General features: G+C 64.8%; 15 protein-coding genes and 1 pseudogene. 10 read left to right on the forward strand and 6 right to left on the reverse strand.

Annotated elements, in window-relative coordinates; all coding sequences use genetic code 11:
- Positions 1 to 117 precede the first annotated feature (117 nt).
- From BC1002_RS21635 to BC1002_RS21645, 3 genes are read left to right on the forward strand one after another with little or no spacing between them, the layout of a single operon-like run.
- The gene (locus tag BC1002_RS21635) at positions 118 to 1323 is read left to right on the forward strand and encodes a paraquat-inducible protein A (RefSeq protein WP_013092123.1); all 1206 of its coding nucleotides are present in this window, start codon (positions 118 to 120) and stop codon (positions 1321 to 1323) included.
- Positions 1320 to 2615: an MlaD family protein gene (locus BC1002_RS21640; RefSeq protein ID WP_013092124.1), complete on the forward strand. Its 1296-nt coding sequence runs from the start codon at positions 1320 to 1322 to the stop codon at positions 2613 to 2615. Before BC1002_RS21635 ends, BC1002_RS21640 begins: the two co-directional genes overlap by 4 nt.
- Positions 2612 to 3247 (forward strand): PqiC family protein, encoded by a 636-nt coding sequence (locus tag BC1002_RS21645; protein ID WP_013092125.1) that lies wholly within the window; start codon positions 2612 to 2614, stop codon positions 3245 to 3247. The genes BC1002_RS21640 and BC1002_RS21645 overlap by 4 nt, the downstream gene beginning before the upstream one ends.
- A gap of 30 nt (positions 3248 to 3277) precedes the next feature.
- Here the strand turns inward: BC1002_RS21645 and BC1002_RS21650 are convergent, their stop codons facing one another.
- The 3 genes from BC1002_RS21650 to BC1002_RS21660 all read right to left on the reverse strand — a co-directional run bounded on the left by BC1002_RS21650 (position 3278) and on the right by BC1002_RS21660 (position 5640).
- Positions 3278 to 4267, reverse strand: a complete 990-nt coding sequence (locus BC1002_RS21650) for a bifunctional helix-turn-helix transcriptional regulator/GNAT family N-acetyltransferase (protein ID WP_013092126.1) — start codon at positions 4265 to 4267, stop codon at positions 3278 to 3280.
- Positions 4268 to 4438: 171 nt separating this feature from the next.
- On the reverse strand, positions 4439 to 4798 hold the full coding sequence (locus BC1002_RS21655; protein WP_013092127.1) for a protocatechuate 3,4-dioxygenase subunit alpha: 360 nt from the start codon (positions 4796 to 4798) through the stop codon (positions 4439 to 4441).
- Complete coding sequence (locus tag BC1002_RS21660) at positions 4798 to 5640, reverse strand: gallate dioxygenase (RefSeq protein WP_013092128.1); 843 nt, start codon at positions 5638 to 5640, stop codon at positions 4798 to 4800. The genes BC1002_RS21655 and BC1002_RS21660 overlap by 1 nt, the downstream gene beginning before the upstream one ends.
- A gap of 390 nt (positions 5641 to 6030) precedes the next feature.
- Between BC1002_RS21660 and BC1002_RS21665 the strand changes: the two genes are divergently transcribed.
- Complete coding sequence (locus BC1002_RS21665; protein ID WP_026228459.1) at positions 6031 to 6732, forward strand: GntR family transcriptional regulator; 702 nt, start codon at positions 6031 to 6033, stop codon at positions 6730 to 6732.
- Positions 6729 to 8036, forward strand: coding sequence for a LysR family transcriptional regulator (locus tag BC1002_RS21670; protein ID WP_013092130.1), 1308 nt, complete (start codon positions 6729 to 6731; stop codon positions 8034 to 8036). The genes BC1002_RS21665 and BC1002_RS21670 overlap by 4 nt, the downstream gene beginning before the upstream one ends.
- A gap of 72 nt (positions 8037 to 8108) precedes the next feature.
- On the opposite strand, the gene BC1002_RS21675 is transcribed toward BC1002_RS21670, so the two are convergent.
- A complete protein-coding gene (locus tag BC1002_RS21675; protein WP_013092131.1) occupies positions 8109 to 10244 on the reverse strand; it encodes a tetratricopeptide repeat protein in 2136 nt (711 codons plus the stop codon).
- Positions 10245 to 10473: 229 nt separating this feature from the next.
- On the opposite strand from BC1002_RS21675, the gene BC1002_RS21680 reads away from it, so the two are divergent.
- From BC1002_RS21680 to BC1002_RS21700, 5 genes are all read left to right on the forward strand, one after another.
- Positions 10474 to 10884: a DUF2946 domain-containing protein gene (locus tag BC1002_RS21680; RefSeq protein WP_013092132.1), complete on the forward strand. Its 411-nt coding sequence runs from the start codon at positions 10474 to 10476 to the stop codon at positions 10882 to 10884.
- Between the two features lie 82 nt (positions 10885 to 10966).
- On the forward strand, positions 10967 to 13336 hold the full coding sequence (locus BC1002_RS21685; protein ID WP_013092133.1) for a TonB-dependent receptor: 2370 nt from the start codon (positions 10967 to 10969) through the stop codon (positions 13334 to 13336).
- A 28-nt stretch (positions 13337 to 13364) separates the two neighbouring features.
- A complete protein-coding gene (locus BC1002_RS21690) occupies positions 13365 to 14870 on the forward strand; it encodes a PepSY-associated TM helix domain-containing protein (RefSeq protein ID WP_013092134.1) in 1506 nt (501 codons plus the stop codon).
- Between the two features lie 101 nt (positions 14871 to 14971).
- Positions 14972 to 15766, forward strand: coding sequence for a DeoR/GlpR family DNA-binding transcription regulator (locus tag BC1002_RS21695; RefSeq protein WP_013092135.1), 795 nt, complete (start codon positions 14972 to 14974; stop codon positions 15764 to 15766).
- Positions 15763 to 16908 carry an MFS transporter gene (locus tag BC1002_RS21700; protein ID WP_013092136.1) on the forward strand — a complete coding sequence of 382 codons (1146 nt, stop codon included), beginning with the start codon at positions 15763 to 15765 and terminating at the stop codon, positions 16906 to 16908. The genes BC1002_RS21695 and BC1002_RS21700 overlap by 4 nt, the downstream gene beginning before the upstream one ends.
- Positions 16909 to 17091: 183 nt before the next feature.
- On the opposite strand, the pseudogene BC1002_RS21705 reads toward BC1002_RS21700, so the two are convergent.
- Positions 17092 to 17781, reverse strand: a pseudogene (locus tag BC1002_RS21705) (sterol desaturase family protein); the annotation flags it as partial.
- A gap of 664 nt (positions 17782 to 18445) precedes the next feature.
- A complete protein-coding gene (locus BC1002_RS21710) occupies positions 18446 to 19390 on the reverse strand; it encodes a M23 family metallopeptidase (protein WP_013092138.1) in 945 nt (314 codons plus the stop codon).
- Positions 19391 to 19394: the final 4 nt, after the last annotated feature.

Here is a 19394-nt window from a genome sequence, read left to right on the forward strand (position 1 = left end):
AGCGCGCCTGCCGTGCATTCACGCGCCAACCGGCGCCGGGGGTCGAGGGATGATCGGCGAAACCTCATTTGCAACGCACTGCCCGCCTGATAGCGGACAGCCGATGGAGAACGTCGCATGACGATCGGCTGCCCCGAATGCGGCGCGCTCGAAGACATCCCGCCGCTCGCCGCACACACTTACGCACGTTGCCGCGCCTGTCACTTTCCGCTCGAGCGGCGTAACGGCCGAAGTCAGACCGCGGCGCTCGCCTGCGCGAGCGCAACCTTCGTGTTGCTGTTTCCGGCCAACCTCGCGCCGCTGATGTACGTGCACATGCTCGGCGTCGAGCACTCGTCAGTGCTGTCGTCGGGCATCGTGCAGATGTGGAACGACGGCTGGTTCATTCTCGCGGTACTGCTCGGCACCTTCGGTATCGTGCTGCCGTTCGTCCGCTTCGGCGGCCTCGTGGCCGTCCTCGTCGCGCTGCGGCTCGGCTGGCGTACCAGGGCAATCGGCGCGCTGTTTCGCTGGACCACCTCGCTCGATATCTGGGCCATGCCCGATGTCTATCTGGTCGGCGGCTTCGTCGGTTACGCGCGCGTGACGCAGAATCTGACCGGCACGATCGCTCCGGGCGGCTACTGTTTCATCGCCGCGGCGCTGCTGTCGATGCTCACGCGCGCGTCGCTCGACCGAAGAACCGTGTGGCGCGCGATCGCCCCGGACAACGAGTTGCCGGAACACGAAGCGCCGCTGTCCTGCACGGTTTGCGATCTGGTCGTGCCGATGTCGCAGGAGGGGCGTCCCTGCCCTCGCTGCGCGCTGACGTTGCGCGCTCGCAAGACCGACGCCGTCGTGCGCGCGGCTGCGCTGTCGCTCGCCGCGCTCGTTCTGACGATCCCGGCCAACGTGTTTCCGATGACCAGTTCGATGCAACTCGGGCAGATCCAGTCGACCCGGATCATCGACGGCGTCTACCAGCTGTTCCACGTGGGACTGTGGCCGCTCGGCATCCTGATCATCTGCACGAGCATCGTCATTCCGTTGGCGAAGATTGTCGGCATGGGCTGGTTCATCGTCTCGGTCCGGCGCCGTTCGCGTCGGCATCTGCGGCTCAAGGCGCATCTGTATCGCTTGATCGACGAACTCGGACGATGGTCGTTCGTCGACGTGTTCACGATCGCCGCGTTCGTGCCGCTGATCCAGTTCGACGGCATCGCGTCGGCCAGACCGGCGATCGGCGCCACCGCGTTCGCGCTGGTCGTGTTCCTGACGATGGCCGCTTCGCGCGCATTCGACCCCCGCCTGATGTGGGACGTCCACCCGCGGAGCAAGCGATGAGCGGCACGCGTCCCCGTCGTTCGCAAGCTCAGGTGCGGCGCAGCCCGTGGCCCGGCTGGATCTGGGCGGTGCCGATCGCCGCCTTCGCGATGACCGGCTGGCTCGGCGTTCGCGCGCTGACGCAACAGGGCGAGACGGTCACGGTCACCTTCGACAACGCATACGGCATGAAGCCCGACGACACGATCGTCACGCTGCGCGGCGTGAAGGTCGGCGCCGTCTCGGAGATCACGCTCGCGCCCGATGGCCAGCACGTGCAGGCCGAGCTCAAGATAGATCGCGCCGAGAAGAAGTATCTGCGCAGCGAGACCAGGTTTTTTCTGCGCGGGGCACATGTGGACCTCAACGATCCGGCGTCGCTCAAAGGCGTGCTGTCCGGCCCGGAGATCGTGATGGAGCCTGGGCCCGGCGAACCGGCGTCGCGCTTCGACGGTGTCGATCGCCGCCCCGCGCTCGCACCGGGGCACGGCCCGGTCGTCACTTATCTCGTGCGCTTCGACGGTGCCGTCGGCGACCTGAAGAGTGGTGCCGATGTGCAATTGCGCGGTTTCGACGTGGGCACCGTCACCAGCGTGCGCCTGAACTACGACGCACGCACGGGCGCGCTGAGCACCCCGGTAGAGATCGCGTTGAACCCGGCGCAGCTCGGCATCGTCGGCGCGCCGCCGCCGGCCAACGGCGACTGGCGCCCGCTCGTCGACGCCATGCTCGGCCGCCTCGTCGCCACGGGCTTGCGCGCGCGGTTATCGCAAGATCCGCCGGTCGTCGGCGCGGACAAGATCAACCTCGACTTCGTGCAGGGCGCGCCGGTCGCGACGCTCGCCAGCGAGGGCGGCCTGCCCGTCATTCCTGGCGTCGCCGCCGCGAATCTCGACACGACGATGGCCAAGGCCAACGAGGTGATCCAGAAAATCGACGATCTTCCGATCCGGCAAACCGGCGAACAGGTCCGCAGTATCGCCGCGCACATCAACGCGCTCAGTTCGTCGCCGCAGATCAAGGACAGCCTGACCCACATCGATCACTCCGTCGCGCAGATCGATCACACGTTGCAGCAGGTCTCGCCGCAAATCGGTCCGCTCGTCGCGCAACTGCGCGACACGGCGAGCGCGGCAGATCGCACCGTTGCGGCGGCTAACCGTACGCTAGGCGGCGATGCGTCGAGTCAGAACGACCTGCCCGCCGCGATGCAGGAGCTGACCGACACGGCGCGCTCGATTCGGGCGCTGGCCGACTATCTGGACCGCCATCCCGAGGCGCTGATCCATGGCAGGCAGCAGGAGACTCAATGATGACGAGGTCCACGCTTCGCATCGGATGCGCCGTCGCGGCATCGCTCGCGACGAGCGTCTGGACGGCGGCGTTTGTCGTCTCGGTCGCCGCGATGACGCTTGCCGGATGCGGGCACAGCATGCCGACGCGCTATGTGACGTTGAACCCGATGCCCGCCGACGCGCCGCCAGCCACGGCGCCGATGCCACCGATTCAACTGACCGCCGTGCATATTCCCGCGGTGCTCGATCGGCTCGAAGTCGTCACGCTGGCTTCACAGAACCGCCTGACGATCGACGATAGCGACCGGTGGGGCGCACCGCTCGCTCAGATGATGCGCAAAACGCTTGCCCAGGACTTGCTCACGCGGCTGCCCGCCGGGTCGTTCGTCGTACCGGATGCGCCCGCGCCGCCGGGCACGCGCAGGCTGGTCGTCACCGTGTTGAACGCGACGGCCGAAGCGGGCGGCACGCTGACCTTGCAGGCGGAGTGGACGTTGTTGAACGGGCATTCGGATCAGGCGCCGCTGCGGCAGCAAGTGACGCTCGACTCCGCGATCGACGGACACGATGCGCTCGCGCAGGCGGCCGCGTTGAGCCGCATTCTCGCCGTCCTGGCGGACCGGATCGTGGCGTCGGTGGTCGCGCATTGACCGAAGGTATCGAGCTCGCTGCTGCGTCGATCACGCGGCGCCGCTACCGCCCTTCTTGGCGGAACGCCGGTTGAAACGCTGCTCGATGACGCGTGCTCCCCATTGCTCACCTTCCGCTTCTTCGCTCAGCCGAAAACCGAATGACTCGTATAGATGGCGCGCCGCGTCGAGCCCCTGGAAAGTCCATAGATAAGTTTCGTCAAAGCGCTCGTCGACGAAACGCATCGCATGCGCCAGCAATTGCCGTCCAATCCCGGAGCCGCGCAAGGAATCGTCGACGATGAACCAGCGCAAATGAGCGACACCCGTGTCGTTGTCCCCGTCGATCACGACAGAAGCCAGCGTGCGGCCGTTTTCGACGTAAAGCCAAAGCCCTTTGCCTTCTGCCGGCAATGCGCCCGCGAACTCCGCCAGCTCCGTCGCGACCTTCGTTTCGAAGAAGGCGCCGAAACCCCAGTGTTGCGCGTAATAGCGCCCGTGCAGACTCGCGATATCGCCGATACAGCCGGGTTGGTAGCCTTCCACGATTCCCGCGGACCCCGCTTCCGTCGCAGGAAGCTTGCTGACCTCGCCATGCGCCAGGGCGTCCGCATAAAGCGCGAGAGAACGGACCAGTGCCTGCTGGTCGGCGGGAACCATGCGACGCAGAGCGCCGGACACGCGATCGGTCGCGAACCGGTCGATCTTTTTACGCAGCTTCTGACCTTCGGCCGTCAGGTAGAGCTCGGAAGAACGGGCATCGTCGGCGCAGACCGCGCGCTCGACCAGCCCGCTCGCTTCGAGCTTTGCGATCTGCCGGCTCGTATTCGATTTGTCGAGCCGCAGGATGGTCGCGAGATCTTTCGCGCTGATGCCCGGCGACATGCCGATTTCGATGACCGCATGCACGGCCGAGGGCGCCAGATCGCTGTCGGCGAGCGTCGTGCGCATGAAGCCGAGTTCGCGAACCAGCCGGCGGGAAAACTCGCGCAGTTCGAGAATCGTCGTGTCGCGAGGCTTGGCGGCTTCGATCAGATCCATGATGGCGCTCACATAGCAGTTGCGTTGCGCAATCAATATAGTTGCGGCCCGCAACGTAAGCAAACGCTAAGTTGCAGCCGACAGCGTTGCAACGCGGCATCCAGATGAAAAAAGCCGGGCTCGAACGAACCCGGCTTGCTTTTCCGTGCGCGCGCCTTCGATGCCCGGCCTTTAAACGGCGTCGGGAACCTGGCGGGTCTTCAGAAACTCTTCGAGCGTTTCACCACGCATGCTTGCGTACACGCCGAGATTGGTGATCTTCACGACGCGCGCGAACTTCTCGAGCACGAAGAAAGACACCCCATAACGGATCAGACCGATCCAGTCGGTGTTGTCGACCAGCGTGCGCTCTTCCGGCGTCAGGCCGGCCGCATCGTAAGCGGCGGTGCGATTTTCGAGCCACAGAGCACGCGCCGACGCTTCGCGCATCTGCCAGAAAAAACGGTTCAGGCGCATCGCCTTCATGCTCTGGCGGATATCGAACGGATACGTGCCGGTCAGTTCTTCGACGCCAACCAGTTGCGGATTCATTACGCCACCTCTCCTTCGTAGATCGTCACGGCCATCGCGGTGCTGGTCGCAAGGTAGTAGCTGCGATGCAGCTCGCGGACCTTCTGGCCGAGCGCGCCGCGCATCGCGAGCCACATGATCGTCTCGACGCTTTCCGCGCCGCCGAGGCGCACGTAGTCGACGTGCTTCATCCTGGCAAGACGCTCCGGATCGTTGACGATCAGGTCGAGGAACTCCATGTCCCATTCGGTGTTGTTGAAGCCGCTGCGCTCGCCATGCACCTGGTGCGACAGCCCGCCCGTGCCAACCACCACGACCTTCAGATCCTGCTCGAACGATTCGATCGCGCGACGCAGCGCCTGGCCGAGCCGATAGCAGCGATTCGCGGTGGGCAGCGGATACTGCAGCACGTTGACTTCGAGCGGCACCAGCGACAACGGCCAGCCGCCCTGATGCGGCAGCATCAGCGACAGCGGCGAATTGACGCCGTGATCGAGCGGCCGCTCCTGGAAGACGGTCAGATCGAACTCGTCGGCGACCAGTTGCTCGACGATATGAATTGCCAGATCCGGGTGGCCGGCGATGTCCGGCAGCGGACGCTTGCCTGCGCCTTCATCGGCGAATTCGTGGTTGGGCGACACGCCGAGCGCGAAGGTCGGATAGCAATCGAAGAAAAAGCTGTTCGCGTGGTCGTTGTAGAACATCACCATCACGTCGGGCTTCTGCTCGGCCAGCCACTGCGCCACCGGTTCATAACCCTTGAACATCGGCGCCCATGCCGGTTCATTCTGTTTGCCCTTGTCGTATGCCAACCCGATCGTGGGTACGTGGGACGTGCCGATGCCACCAATGATCCTTGCCATATTCGTTCTCTTCCGTCACTTCGTGCTGCTGCCAATCGGATAGGTCGCCTGGCTTACCGCGCTGGTCACCGCGACCGTCTTGGGATACAAAGATAGAAATTGTGCCTCGATACGGGAAGCACGGGTATACCTCAGGTTGAGCCGGGGTGATGGATAAAAACCCGGTATTCGGGGGCCAGGCGAGCCGATGACCCCGCCGCAGCCCAAGCTGCGCAGGGCTCTCTCGGTATCCCAAGCCCGTGCGGCGGGCCTTCCGCGGCCTCCTCGCGCACCGGCACACGATAAATAAAACAGATGGCCCGGAAAACAACTCGCAACGCACTTTTTCAAGGCTTGGAGCGGTGCTGCACGGGTGGCTATACTGCGGTGCTTCCGACCAGCGACGAAACGATGAACGAGACGACCCAGCAAGCGATTGTGCAGACCTTGCGCGAGAAGATCCTGTCGGGCGAATTGTCGCCCGGGCAGCGGCTCGTCGAAGCGCAGCTTGCACAATGGCTCGGCGTGTCGCGCACGCCGCTGCGTTATGCGTTGAGCGTGCTGTCGTCGGAAGGGCTGCTCGATCGTTCGGGCTCGCGCGGCTATGTGGTGCGCCGCTTCAGCGTGCGTGACGTCCTCGATGCGATCGACGTGCGCGGCGTGCTCGAAGGACTCGCCGCGCGCTCGGTCGCCGAAAACGGCGTGAGCCCGGCGCTTGCCGCAGCGCTCGACGAATGTTTGCGCGAAGGCGACGAAATCTTCGAGCAAAAGCATCTGCAGCCGGGAGACGACGTTCGCTACGCGCAGATGAACGGCCGCTTTCATGCGCTGATCGTCGAAGCGGCGCAGAACCAGGCGATCTCGGCCGCGCTCAGTCTGAACGACAAGGTGCCGTTCGTGTCGCCGTTCACGATCGCGTTCGACGAATCCGCGCGCGAGCGTCAGTTCATGATGCTGATGTACGCGCACCGCCAGCATCACGCGATCGTCGACGCGCTGAAACAAGGCGAAGGCGCGCGCGTCGATGCGTTGATGAAGGAACACACGCACATCTCGAAGGAAAGTCTGAATCTGTCGCTGCCATCGCTGCATCTGATCGCGGGCGCGGCATGAACAACGACACGCTTTCCGCCGACACCAGCCAGGCAGCCGCGAAAGCGCCGCTGTCGGTCAGCAGCAAGGACCTGCTCAATCTCGCGCAACTGCGCGCCTTCCGGCTCGTCGCCGATATGGGCAGCGCGACCCGCGCCGCGGCCGCGCTATTTCGCGCGCAGTCGGCGGTCACGCGCTCCGTGCAGGAGCTCGAGTCGGCGCTCGGCGTGCCGCTGTTCGATCGCGGTCCTTCCGGCATGCTGCCCACCGCGGTTGGCCGCGCGGTGCTGCATCGCTGCGAGCGGATCTTCGCCGAACTCGAAGAACTCGCGCAATGGTGCGCCGCGCGACAGACGCGCCGCCGCCCCGTCGCGGAAGCCGCATTGCCCGCGTATCTGCTCAACACGCGGCGGCTGCAACTGTTCGCCGCGCTCGCGCGGCATCGGCATATGCCGAGCGCGGCAAAAGCCTTCGGCATCAGTCAGCCCGCGGTCAGCACCGCGATCCGGGTACTGGAAAGCGGCTCGGGACTGAGTCTGTTCCATCGCAGCCCGCGCGGCATCCTGCTGACGGCCGAGGGCGAAACGTTCCTGCTGCACGTACGCCGCGCGCTGAACGAACTGCGCCACATCCCCGACGATATCGCCGCATTGCACGGCAAGATTCAGGGCTCGGTGACGGTCGGCGCGTTGCCGCTCGGACGCACGCTGATCCTGCCGAAGGCGATCGCGCGAATGACCACGGAGAATCCGGGCGTGCGCGTGGTCACCGACGAAAGCGCATACGAGACGCTGGTGGCCGGTTTGCGCGCCGGCGACATCGACTTCATTCTCGGCGCGCTGCGCGACAACGACGCAACGAGTGGCCTGAAAAACGAGCGGCTGATGTCGGAAGACATGGTGGTGCTGGTGCGCCGCGGTCATCCGCTGACTCGAGCGCACGATCTGACCATCATGGATCTGCGCGACGCGCAATGGATTCTGCCGCGCAGCAACGCGCCGGCGCGTGCGTTGTTCGAAACGCAGTTCAAGCGGATGAAGGTGAAGCCGCCGCTACCGACCGTCGAGACCGCCGACCTCGCGGTGATTCGCGGTCTGCTGCTCGGCACCGACATGGCGGCGGCGTTGTCGGCGCAGCAGCTGCATCACGAGGTCCAGTCCGGGCAACTGGTGGTGCTCGACGTACCGCTGCACAACACGCGGCGCGAGATCGGCCTGACGATGCGCGCGGCCGGTACGCCGTCGCCAGCCGCGCGCGCGTTGATCGACGCGATCCGGCTGTCGGTCGTCGATGTGACGCGCACGGTCAGTATCGGCGCGACCTGAGCGTTCCCATCACTGAAGGACCGCTTCGAACTGTCGCCGTGGGGCCTGTATCACATGCAGTTCACCGAGGCGTCATAGCGCGCCGCCGAATCGCTCGACGCACGCCTGCCGCACGCGCTCGACCGAGCTCGCCCAGTCCTCGCCCGGCGCGCGCCGGAACAGACGCAGCGCGTGCGGATACCACGGCGAATCGTCGCGCTCGCGCATCCACCGCCAATCCGCATCTCTTTCGGGCAGCAGCACCCAGCACGGCTTGCCGAGCGATGCGGCCAGATGCGCGATCGACGTATCGACGCAGATCACCAGATCGAGTTGCGCGACGATCGCCGCACTGTCCGCGAAGTCCGTCACGCGCGCACCGAGATCGAGCAGCGGCTGCGCGAGCGGCGGATTGCGCGCTTCGTCCTCGCCCTGCCCCTTCTGCAAGCTCACGAAATTCAAGCCGGGCACGGTCCACAGTGGCGCGAGCGTGGCGAGCGACGGCATCGAGCGATTCGCATCGTTGTGATGCTTCGCGTTGCCCTTCCAGACCAGACCGACTCGATGGCCGGGCGGCAGCGCGTCCAGCGTGGGGCGCCAGTGTTCGATGAGCGCGGGTTCCGCGCTCATCCGAGCGGGGCGCGGAATCGTATCCAGCGTCGTGCGCAGATACAGCGGCACGCTCAGCGGACTGGTCCAGCAATCGTAGGTCGCGGCGCGTGTGAGCGCTCCATGGTGGTCGAGCACCGCATCGACGCCCTCCACCTTCGCGATCAGCCGATGCAACGCCGGTGCACACGCAAACGCAATATGCGCGGCCCCCAACGCCTTCAGCAGCGGAACATAGCGGCTGAATTGCAGCATGTCGCCGAGGCCGTCTTCCTGCCACAACAGCACGGACTTGCCCTCGAGCGGCTCGCCTTGCCATTGCGCACAACCGAGCATCGTCTGCGACTGTCGATGAACGAAATGCGGCTGCTGATAGCGGCATTCGTAGAGAGGCCAGCCCTCGTCGAAGCGGCCGAAGCCGAGCAGCAACACGCCGAGGCCGAAACGCGCCTCGGTATAGTCGGGTTTGAATGCAATCGCCTGCCGATACGCGCTTTCTGCCTCGGCAAAGCGCCCGATCTGGGTCAGCGCATTGGCGATGTTCGAATGCGCCTCGGCGAGTTGCGGCGACACCGCGAGCGCTTGCTGGAACGCGTCGAGCGCTTCCGGAAAACGCTCGAGCACGCGCAGCACACAACCGAGATTGTTGTGCGCGTGGGCAAGCAGAGGTTGGCAGCGAATCGCGTCGCGATAAGCCTGCTCGGCTTCCTCGTAACGCTCCTGCCTGAACAGCGCCACGCCGAGGTTGTAATGCGCCTCCGCATAATCCGCCCGATGCGCGAGCGCTTCGCGATACGCCGCCTCGGCCTCGCTGACGCGATCGAGATCGACGAGCATCGCGCCAAGATTGAGATGCGCTTCCGCATAGTCGGGCCGGATAGCGATCGCGAGTCGGCAAGCCTGTTCTGCGTCCGCGAGATGCCGCATCGCCTTCAGCACACCGGCGAAATTGTTGAGCGCCTCCGGATATTGCGGTTTCAGCGTCAGCGCTTCGCGATACGCGGCGTCCGCTTCCGCGAGACGCCCCAGTTCCGTCAGCACGATGCCGAGGTTGTTGTGCAATTCGGCATGGCCACGCAAGCCGCGCAACGCATGACGATAAGCCGCTTCTGCTTCCTGCGGGCGTCGCAGGTCGCGCAGCACGATGCCGTGGTTGTAATGCGCTTCGGCGTGCTCGGGGTGAATCGTCACCGCCTGCCGAAACGCCGCCTCCGCTTCGGCGCGATAGCCGAGCCCGTAAAGCACGTTGCCGAGTTGACAATGCGCGTTCGCGTCGAGCGGGCGCAGAGAAACCAATCGCTGATACGTCGATTTCGCGGCCGACAGGCGGCCGAGCGAACTGAACAGCGAGCCGAGACTCGCGTAGACGTCCGCGTAATCAGGCTTCAGATACAGGCACTGGCGCCAATAGTTCTCCGCGTCCGCCCACTGACGCAGCGCGAACGAACACGCACCGGCGATATTGAACGCATCGGCCCGCTGATCGTTCGGCAAACCGGTGTTTTCGAGCAGCGGCGCGACGAGCGGCAACGCGTCGGCGAACTGTCCGGCCGAACATAGCGCCACCGCCCGCTGGTTGATGTCGGCGATCGATGAAGCGGGCGTCTGCGTGAGTGTCATGTGTCGTGGCGATGTTTCAGCGGCGTGGCCGTGCGGCGGGTGCGCCGCTGTTGCGCTGTTGATTCGGTACGCGCACCTCGCGCGATTGCACAGCATAAGTGATTCGCCCCGGCCTCAGCGCCCCGAAATAAGCGCGTTTTCACCGTCAAATCCGCCGCTATACCCGTCATTACGAATGAAAGGATCGTGCGGTGATGCTAGAATCGGCCCCGTCTTTTCTTCGACGCTCATGACTCGACGCTCCCGCAACCAACTGACCGCATGGCTTGGCCTCGTCGCCATGTGGCTCGTCGTGTTCGCGCCGCTCGTGAGTCAGTTGCTCGAATCGGGCCGCGCCCACGAGCCGATTGCCGCGCTGTGTTCGGCGCTTCGCCCGGCCGGCGCAAGCGATATCAGCGATGCGAGCGTCGTCGCTCAAACGAGCCCCGCCCCCGTGCATCTGAGCCACGACGATGCGTTCGGCGCCTGCGGCTACTGTCATCTGCTCGAACATCACGTCGCGATGCCGACGCTCGCCGTCGTCGAGCCGCCGGCCGCGCTGCCGCTGGCCGGCACCGCGCCGCCCACGCTGTCCACCCGCTTCACGCCGCTTGGCGCGTTCCCGTCGGGACGTCCGCGCGCGCCACCTGCCGTTTCCTGATCGCTGCCGGTTCTGATCGCGCCTTCGTCGCTGATATCGACGAAACCTGCGATCGCCTGTTCAATGCATCGAGGAAACGCTCATGTTCAACTTCGCGCTGCGAAGGCTGTCTTTTTGCGTCCGTCGTGACGCTGTCTGTTCCGCTCATCGCGCGGTTCGCCGTTCCGTTCGTTGGCCCGCGCTCGTGCCTGCTTTCGTGCCGGCTTTGGTCGCAACACCCGCGCATGCCACTGACGCCGATGCGACGCTGCCCGCCGTCAGCGTCAATGCCAGCGCAAGCGCGAGCGCCGCATCGCGCGCCGTCGACCCGAACCTGCCCGCCTCCGTCGAAACCGTCACACGCGATCAATTCGCGAACTGGAACGTCGTCAACACCGAGGACGTGCTCAAGTACCTGCCGAACCTCGCGGTACGCAAGCGCTTCATCGGCGACCTGAATTCGATCATCGCGGTACGCGGCACCAGCAACACGCAGAGCGCGCGCGGCCTCGTCTATGCGGACGGTTTGCTGCTGAGCAACCTGCTGGGCAATAGCTATTCGTTTCCGCCGCGCTGGTCGATGGTGTATCCCGACGAAATCCAGCAGGTCGACGTAATCTACGGACCGTTTTCCGCGCTGTACCCTGGCAATTCGCTCGGCGCGACCGTGTTGATCAGTACGCGCATGCCGACGCAGTTCGAAGCCAACGCCGACGTCAAGGCATTCACGCAGCACTTCAGCCTGTTCGGCGTGAACCAGAGTTTCAACGGTAGCGAAGTGAGCGCGTCGCTCGGCGATCGGATCGGCAAGTTCTCATACCTGCTCGGCGTCAATCATCTCGAGAACACGAGTCAGCCGCTGCAATTCGCGACGCTCGCGCAGTCGACCACGCCGGCGAAGGCCGGCGACACGCCCGTCACCGGCGCCTATTTCTACAACAACCAGACTAATGCGCCGACGGCTGTGCTCGGCGTGAACGGCGAAGGCATCGAGCACACGGTGCAGGACCAGTTCAAGCTGAAGATGCAGTACGACTTCACGCCGACGCTGCAGGGCGGCTTCACGCTCGGCTACTGGCACCAGACGTACAACAGCGAAACATCGACGTTCCTGCGCGACGCGGACGGCAACCCGGTGTACAGCGGCAACGTGTCGATCAACGGCTACCACTATACGATTCCGGCTGCCGCATTCGCGCCGAGTCTCGGGCACAGCGAGAACTGGCTCTACGGCGTGTCGTTGAAAACGCGCAACGCAGTCGGCTGGAACGGCGAGGCAATCGCGTCGTATTACGACATCGGCAATAGCGTCGCACGCACCGCGAAGGCCGGCGGCCCCGGCAACGGTCCCGGCACGGTGCTGTTCGGCGACGGCACCGGCTGGAAGACGCTGGACCTGCGCGGCACCTTTACGCCCGCGGCAAACGAGGCGGGACTCGCCAATCACGCACTGAGCTTCGGCTACCACTACGACAACTACTTCGTCGACAACCAGACCTACAACACGCTGGCCTGGCGCGACGGCGACGCGACCTCGTTCGCCAATGCGTTCACCGGCAAGACGCAGACGCAAGCTCTTTATGCGCAGGACGCGTGGCGTTTTGTGCCGCGCTGGAAGCTCGTCTACGGCGTGCGCTATGAAGACTGGCAAGCCTACGATGGTGCACAGTCGCTGCCCGGCACGACGATCGCTTACAGCGACGCCAGCCAGCGTCACTTTTCGCCGAAGGCGTCGTTATCGTTCGATGTCAGCGACGATCTGACTTTGCGCGCGTCGATCGGGCGCGCTTATCGCTTTCCGACCGCGAGCGAACTGTTCCAGGGGCAAATCAATGGCTCCGCGATCGTCAACAACAATCCGCATCTGCAACCCGAAGACGATCTGTCGAAAGAACTGAGCGCCGAATGGGCGCACTGGAATGGCGTGTTCCGCCTGTCGCTGTTTCAGGACGACGTGAAGAACACGATCTTCAGTCAGACCGACACCACCGTGATTCCGAACGTGACGAACTTCCAGAACATCGGCAAGGTTCGCTCGCGCGGCGTCGAAACGAGTTATTCAGGCGAGGACGTATTCGCCCGCGGACTCGATCTGCTCGCGAGCGTCGCGTACACGCAGTCGAAGATCCGCGAAAACGCGCAGAACCCGGCCTCGGTCGGCAAGTACTTTTACCGCATTCCACTGTGGCGCGCGAATCTTGCCGCGACGTATCACTTCGACGCGCGCGCGGCGCTGACGCTCGCCGCGCGCTACTCGGGCCGTCAGTACAACACGCTGACGAATACCGACACGAACCCCAACGTGTTCGGCGGCACCAGCACCTACACGGTCGCCGACGCGAAGTTCACGTTCAAGCCGACGAAGCTCAGCGAACTCGGCATCGGCGTCGACAACCTGTTCGATGCGCACTACTTCGTCTACCACCCGTATCCGGGCCGCACGTTTTATGTCGAAGCGAAGCTGCATCTCTGAGCAACCCATCGCCCCATTTGAGGATTTCATGTCCACGACTCCAACCGCCGAACCCGGACGTGCTCAGAACGGTACGGCCGCTGCCGCGACGAACGGCCCGGCACATCCAGGCTATAGAACACTGTGGCGCTGGCATTTTTACGCGGGCCTCTTCGTGATGCCGTTTCTGCTCGTGCTCGCTATCACCGGCACGCTGTATTGCTTTCAGCCGCCGATCGAGCCGCTGCTGTATCGGCAGCAAATGGTCGTCGCACCGCAAGCGGTGCCGAGACTGCCCGACAACGTGCTGCTCGCGCGAGCGCGCGCGGCGATGCCGCCCGGCTCGGTCGCGACGACCGCGGTGATCACACGCGATCCGCAACGCAGCGCCGAATTCGTGTTTCGACTCGCAGATGGCACGCAGCAGAGCGTCTATCTGAATCCGTACAACGGCGATTTGTTGGGCACGCTGAGCGTCGAGCGTCGCTTGATGCAGGTGGATCGCATGATTCATCGCAAGCTGCTGCTCGGCAAGCCCGGCGAACTGCTGATGGAACTGGCCGCATGCTGGACGCTCGTGATGATCGGCACCGGCATCGCGCTATGGTGGCCACGCGGCAAATCGACTGCGCGCTCTGTGCTGCTGCCACGCCTCGCGCTGAAAGGACGTCCGCTATGGAAAAGTCTTCATGCGGTAATCGGCATCTGGCTCGCGCTGGGCGCGCTTGCGTTCGTCTTGACCGGTCTGCCGTGGACCGGCTCGTGGGGCAAGCAGTTCAAGGCGTTCGCGACCGCGACGAAGCTAGGCGCGCCGCCGGACGCGTGGGGCGGGTTGCCATTGCGCTCCAGCGTGCCGGGAGCGCAACCGGACCGCGCCGACCACGCGAGCGCCACGGGCGCCCATGCCACGCACGCCGAAATGGAGTCGATGCCCGGCATGGTCATGGACGACCTGCCGTTGCCGCTGACGCCGTGGGCCGCAGGCAACTCCAGCGTGCCCTCTTCTTCGGCCAGCGACGCGGCGCAGCCGCTGTCGCTCGGCCATATCGTCGCGCTCGCCGCGTCGCTCGGCATCACGGACGGCTACAGCATCGTGCTGCCGAACTCCGCAACCGGCGTCTACACGCTTTCGTGGTTCCCCGCGGATCCGCGAGATGAACGCACGCTGTACGTCGACCAATACAGCGGCGCGATCCTGAAGGACATTCGCTACGGCGATTACGGCGCGATCGCGAAGGCCGTGTCGTACGGCACGTCGCTGCATATGGGGCGCTACTTCGGCGTCGCGAATCAGATACTCTGCGCGGCGATTTCGCTCGGCCTTGCCGCGCTCGCTGGGACTGGCTTCGTGATGTGGTGGAAACGCCGGCCGCAACGCTCGCTCGGCGCGCCGTCGCGCGAGCGCGCCGCGCCGCCGATGCGTGGCTGGAAAGCCGGCCTCGTGCTGCTCGGCGTCGTTTTCCCGCTGATGGGCGCAACGCTCGTCGCGGTATGGCTGCTCGATCGGCTGGCTTTCGGCCGTGACTCACGACCGGAATTGAACGAAGTCGCTTGAGACCCGGTGCAAACCGCGTCGGTGCCGCTTGCGTCCCTCGACTGTTTGCGATACATTTTGCTCGTTTATGATCGGTTTGCGCCGAAACGGAGACGAGACCCATGCAGCGAACCCGGGAAGAAGCGATCAATGGGCTACTGCCCGAGCAGCGCGAAGCGCTGATTCTGGAGCGATTGCGCTCGCATGGTCGGGTGCTCGCGGCCGAGCTTGCCGCCGAGTTGCAGATCTCCGAGCACACCGTGCGCCGCCATCTGCGCGATCTCGCCGATCAGGGGCACTGCAAGCGCGTGTACGGCGGCGCGCTGCTGATGTCGCCCGCCGACAAACCCGCGGCGCTCCGGATGAACGAGGCCGTCGATCGCAAGGCACGGCTTGCCGCGGCGGCTGTATCGATCGTTCGTCCGAAGCAGATCGTGCTGCTCGACGCGGGCTCGACGAACGTCGCGATCGCGGCGGCGCTGCCCGACAACGCCGGCCTGACCGTCGTCACGAATTCGCCGGAGGCGTGCGCACGGCTGCTGAACCGGCCGGGAATCGACGTGATACTGATCGGCGGCCGCATCGCCGGGGGCGCGGCGGGCTCGCTCGGCGCGACCGCGCTGCTGCAAATCCAGCAGATCCGCGCGGACCTCTGTTTTCTCGGCGCCTGCGCCTTCGATCCCGACGAAGGCGTCGCCGCATTCGACGCTGAAGACGCTGAACTGAAACGCGCGATGGTCAAAGCGAGCGGCCAGATTGCCATCGCGCTGACTTCGGAAAAGCTGATCACGGCTGCACCGTTCGCGGTAGCGCCGGCTGCGGCGGTCGATCATCTGTGCGTCGAAGCGGACGTACCGGGCGCGCGTGTCGCGAGCCTCAAGGCCGTCTGCGATAACGTGATGGTGGCACGCCCATGAACTTATTCGCCAGGGAACGCATCGCGACGCTCGCCGTCTTTCTCGCCAACGGTTTCGGCATCGGCGCATGGGCGGTCGAGGTGCCGCGCATCAAGGAAAGTCTGGCGCTCAGCGACACCTCGCTCGGTGTCGCGCTGTTCTGCTTCGCGCTCGGCGCCATCGTTGCGATGCCGCTCGCGGGACAGCTCGCGCCGCGCGTCGGCAGCGGCCGCGCCACCGCGCTGCTCGGCGCGGCATTCGCGATCGCGCTGCCGCTGCCAGCGGTCGCGCCCGGCATGCTGTCGTTGTGCGTGGTGCTGTTTGCGCTCGGCGCGTCGAACGGCGCACTCGACGTGTCGATGAACGGTCATGCGAGCGCGATCGAAACTCGCTGGCGCGCGCCGATCATGTCGTCGTTTCATGCCGCGTGGAGCGCGGGGGGCCTGCTTGGCGCAGCGAGCGGCGCGATGCTGCAGAAGGGCGGCGTCGGCGTCATGGGCGGGCTGCTCGTCCCCGATCTGTTCATCGCGGCCCTGATCATTTTCGCTGCATGGTTTGCGTTGCGCGATATCGGTCCGCGCGCGGCCGCCGCGTCGAGCGGCTTCGCATGGCCGGACAGCGGCGTGATGAAGCTGGCGCTGCTCGCGTTCATGTGCATGCTGGTAGAAGGCGCGGTGGCCGACTGGAGCGCGGTGTACCTGCGCTCCACGCTGAACCAGGAAGCGAGCATCGCCGCGATCGGCTACTCCGCGTTCGCGTTTTCGATGGCGGCCTGCCGGATCGCAGGCGATGCGTCGGTGCGACGCTTCGGCTCGAGCAAGGTCGTCGCGCTCGGCGGTCTGATCGCGTTCGCCGGGCTCGCGCTGGTGCTGAGCCTGCCGACGGTGCTGACCGCGTGCGTCGGCTTCGCGATGGTCGGCATCGGTCTCGCGAATATCGTTCCGGTGATTTTCAGCGCAGCGGGCCGGTCGAGCGCGACGCCGGCGATCGGCGTGTCGATGGCGGCCACGTTCGGCTATGCGGGCTTTCTGGTCGGGCCGCCGCTGATCGGTTTCGGCGCTGGGGTGCTCGGCTTGCGCGCGGCGTTGGGCGTGCTCGTAATGGCCACGCTGATCGTGTCGCTGCTGGGCGGCAAGGCGGTGCGCGGCGCGCAACCCGCCTAGCCCGCGCTATTTCGCTTTCTTGTCGAGCACCGCAAGCGGCTTGCGAACGGGTAACGCATCACGTCCCGCATGCTGACCCAACGGCCAGCTGAACGCGCCGAGCAACGAGCTCGGCTGCGTGCCATCGTCGAGACCGGTGGCCGGCCACTCGTGTTTCGCGGGCACCCAGCGCGTGCCGAACACGTGATCCCACATCGGCAATAGCTGCGTGAAGTTGTGGTTGAGATGCTCGGCGCGAATGGAGTGATGCAAGCGGTGATACTGCGGATTGTTGATCCACGTGACGTAGCGGCCGAGGTCCACGCGCAGATTCAGATGCGCGAAGTAGTTGCCGAACATGAATACGATCGACGTCACACCGACGATCCACGGCTCGACCTTGAACAGTACGCCGACGAGCGGATAAAGCAGGCAGCCCTTGATGAGCACTTCGATCCAGTGATGCCGCAACGTGATCGTCACGTTGAAATCCACCGCGCTATGGTGCAGCGAATGCAGCTTCCACAGGATGGGCCACGTGTGCTGCAAGCGATGAAACGCGTATTCGAGGCAATCGATCGTCAGCAGCACGATCACGAACGAAGCGAGCGCGCCCCACCCGTGCGACACCAGCACCACCATGCCGCCGCCGAGCGCATTTACGATCGCGACGCTTGCGGCCGCGGTCAGCGGCTTGGTGGCCTCCACCAACGCCAGATACACGCCCGCATAAGCCATGTTCAGACGCTGCCCCGCGCGCGATTGAAGCAATGCGGCCGGCCAGCGACGCTCGAGCAACGCGCCGAGTCCCATCATGACCAGCACGAGCGCATAGCCTTGCAGCCACAGGCTCGCGTGGTGCAGCAATGACGGAAACGGGCTCGACGCTAACATGGCATTCCCTGATGCAGCGGCTGCATACCGTGTGGAGGAGCGTTAGCATGATCTTCGCAGCCCGCCGGTCCGCGCGCAAGCGCCCTTTCGCTCGGGCCGCCGCGCATTCGGCTTGACCCTCATGCACGGAAAAAATGGCGGGGTCATCGCTTCACGCCGTCACGATCGCGAGCCGACGTTAGATATAACCGTATCGTCCGCGCGCGTCGTCGTTGTTTGTCGACATCCGTTTGGTGTGGCCCCGCCGTACTTCGCGTGTTGCGCCAAGCTCCCCGAGCGCGAATCGCGAAGACGTTTGCTGCCGTCGGCATTTATTCACTGAGTGAAATTCCGGCTGCAACATGTGTAGTTCTTGTGCCGGTCTTATTGCAACGGCTATGCCATGCTGGAACAAAGCGTTGCCAGTTAAGGACGGATGCGTTCCGATGCGCTTCGAAGCGGGCCTGATCGCACGTGATGCATCGAAAATGAGACGCCGCATGAATGCTTCGACGAGTTCGTGCCGGTTCGCACACATCGTTCGACGCACGCGGGAATACCCGAACGCGCATTGACGGGCCATGGTTTGCGACACGTACCGGCCAGAATCGCCGGCGCATGATGCGACGAAACAATACCTGGGTCATGCGGACCGACGTGTCGCAAAGTCGAGACGACAAATGGCTTACAGCAGCGCGGTCAATTGCGCGACCCGCACCTCGAACTGCCGTAATTCATCGGCGGCAAGCGACTTCTTCTGCGGCAGGTCGACCTTGAGCGGATCCTGCGGCACATCGTCCACGTGAACCTCGAAATGCAGATGCGGTCCGGTCGTCCAACCGGTCTTGCCCACATAGCCGATCACCTGATCGCGCACGACACGGCTGCCTGCGCGCAGTCCTTTCGCGAAGTGCGACAGATGCGCGAACGTCGTCGAAAACGGTGCGGGGTTCTGAATGACGACCACATTGCCATAACCGGACTGACGGCCGATAAAACGGATCACGCCACGCGCGGTCGCCCGCACGGGTGTGCCGGCCGGCGCCGCAAGGTCGACGCCGTCATGACTTTGCCAACGATGCACTACCGGATCGAAGCGGCGCAACGAGAAAGCCGACGACACGCGCGTGAAGTCGAGCGGATAGCGCTCGAACGCGGGCCCCGTGCTGAGGCCGTCTTTCGAGTAGTAGTGCGGTTGACCTTGCGGATTCTTGTGAAGGAACACGTCGTGCGCGCTCGAGCCTCGTACGATGCGCACCGCGAGCGGTTCGCGCGCTGCGCCTGTGCCAGTGACGCTAGTGGAGTCGAATACGGCGCTCACGCGGTCGCCAGCTTTCAGATCGCGCGACAAATCGAGCTCGTCGCGAAACGCACGCGACAGAATCGCTGTGGTGCCCGCATCGATGCCAAGGCTCTGCGCGGCCGCCGCGAAGGTGCGCTCGACCGGCGCTTCCCTCACGGTGAATGTAGGGGCTTGCGCAGCCGGCACGGCCGGCGGGGGTGCCGACGCCGATCCCGGCGCGCGGGCAACGGCCGTCGTCGAGTCCTTGCTCCGAAGCGACACGTCGGGTTCGTCGTTGCGCGCGGCGCGTTCATGAGTGACGAGATAGGCAGCGCACACCGAGCTCATTGCG

Source organism: Paraburkholderia atlantica, assembly GCF_000092885.1.
GTDB classification, from domain to species: domain Bacteria; phylum Pseudomonadota; class Gammaproteobacteria; order Burkholderiales; family Burkholderiaceae; genus Paraburkholderia; species Paraburkholderia atlantica.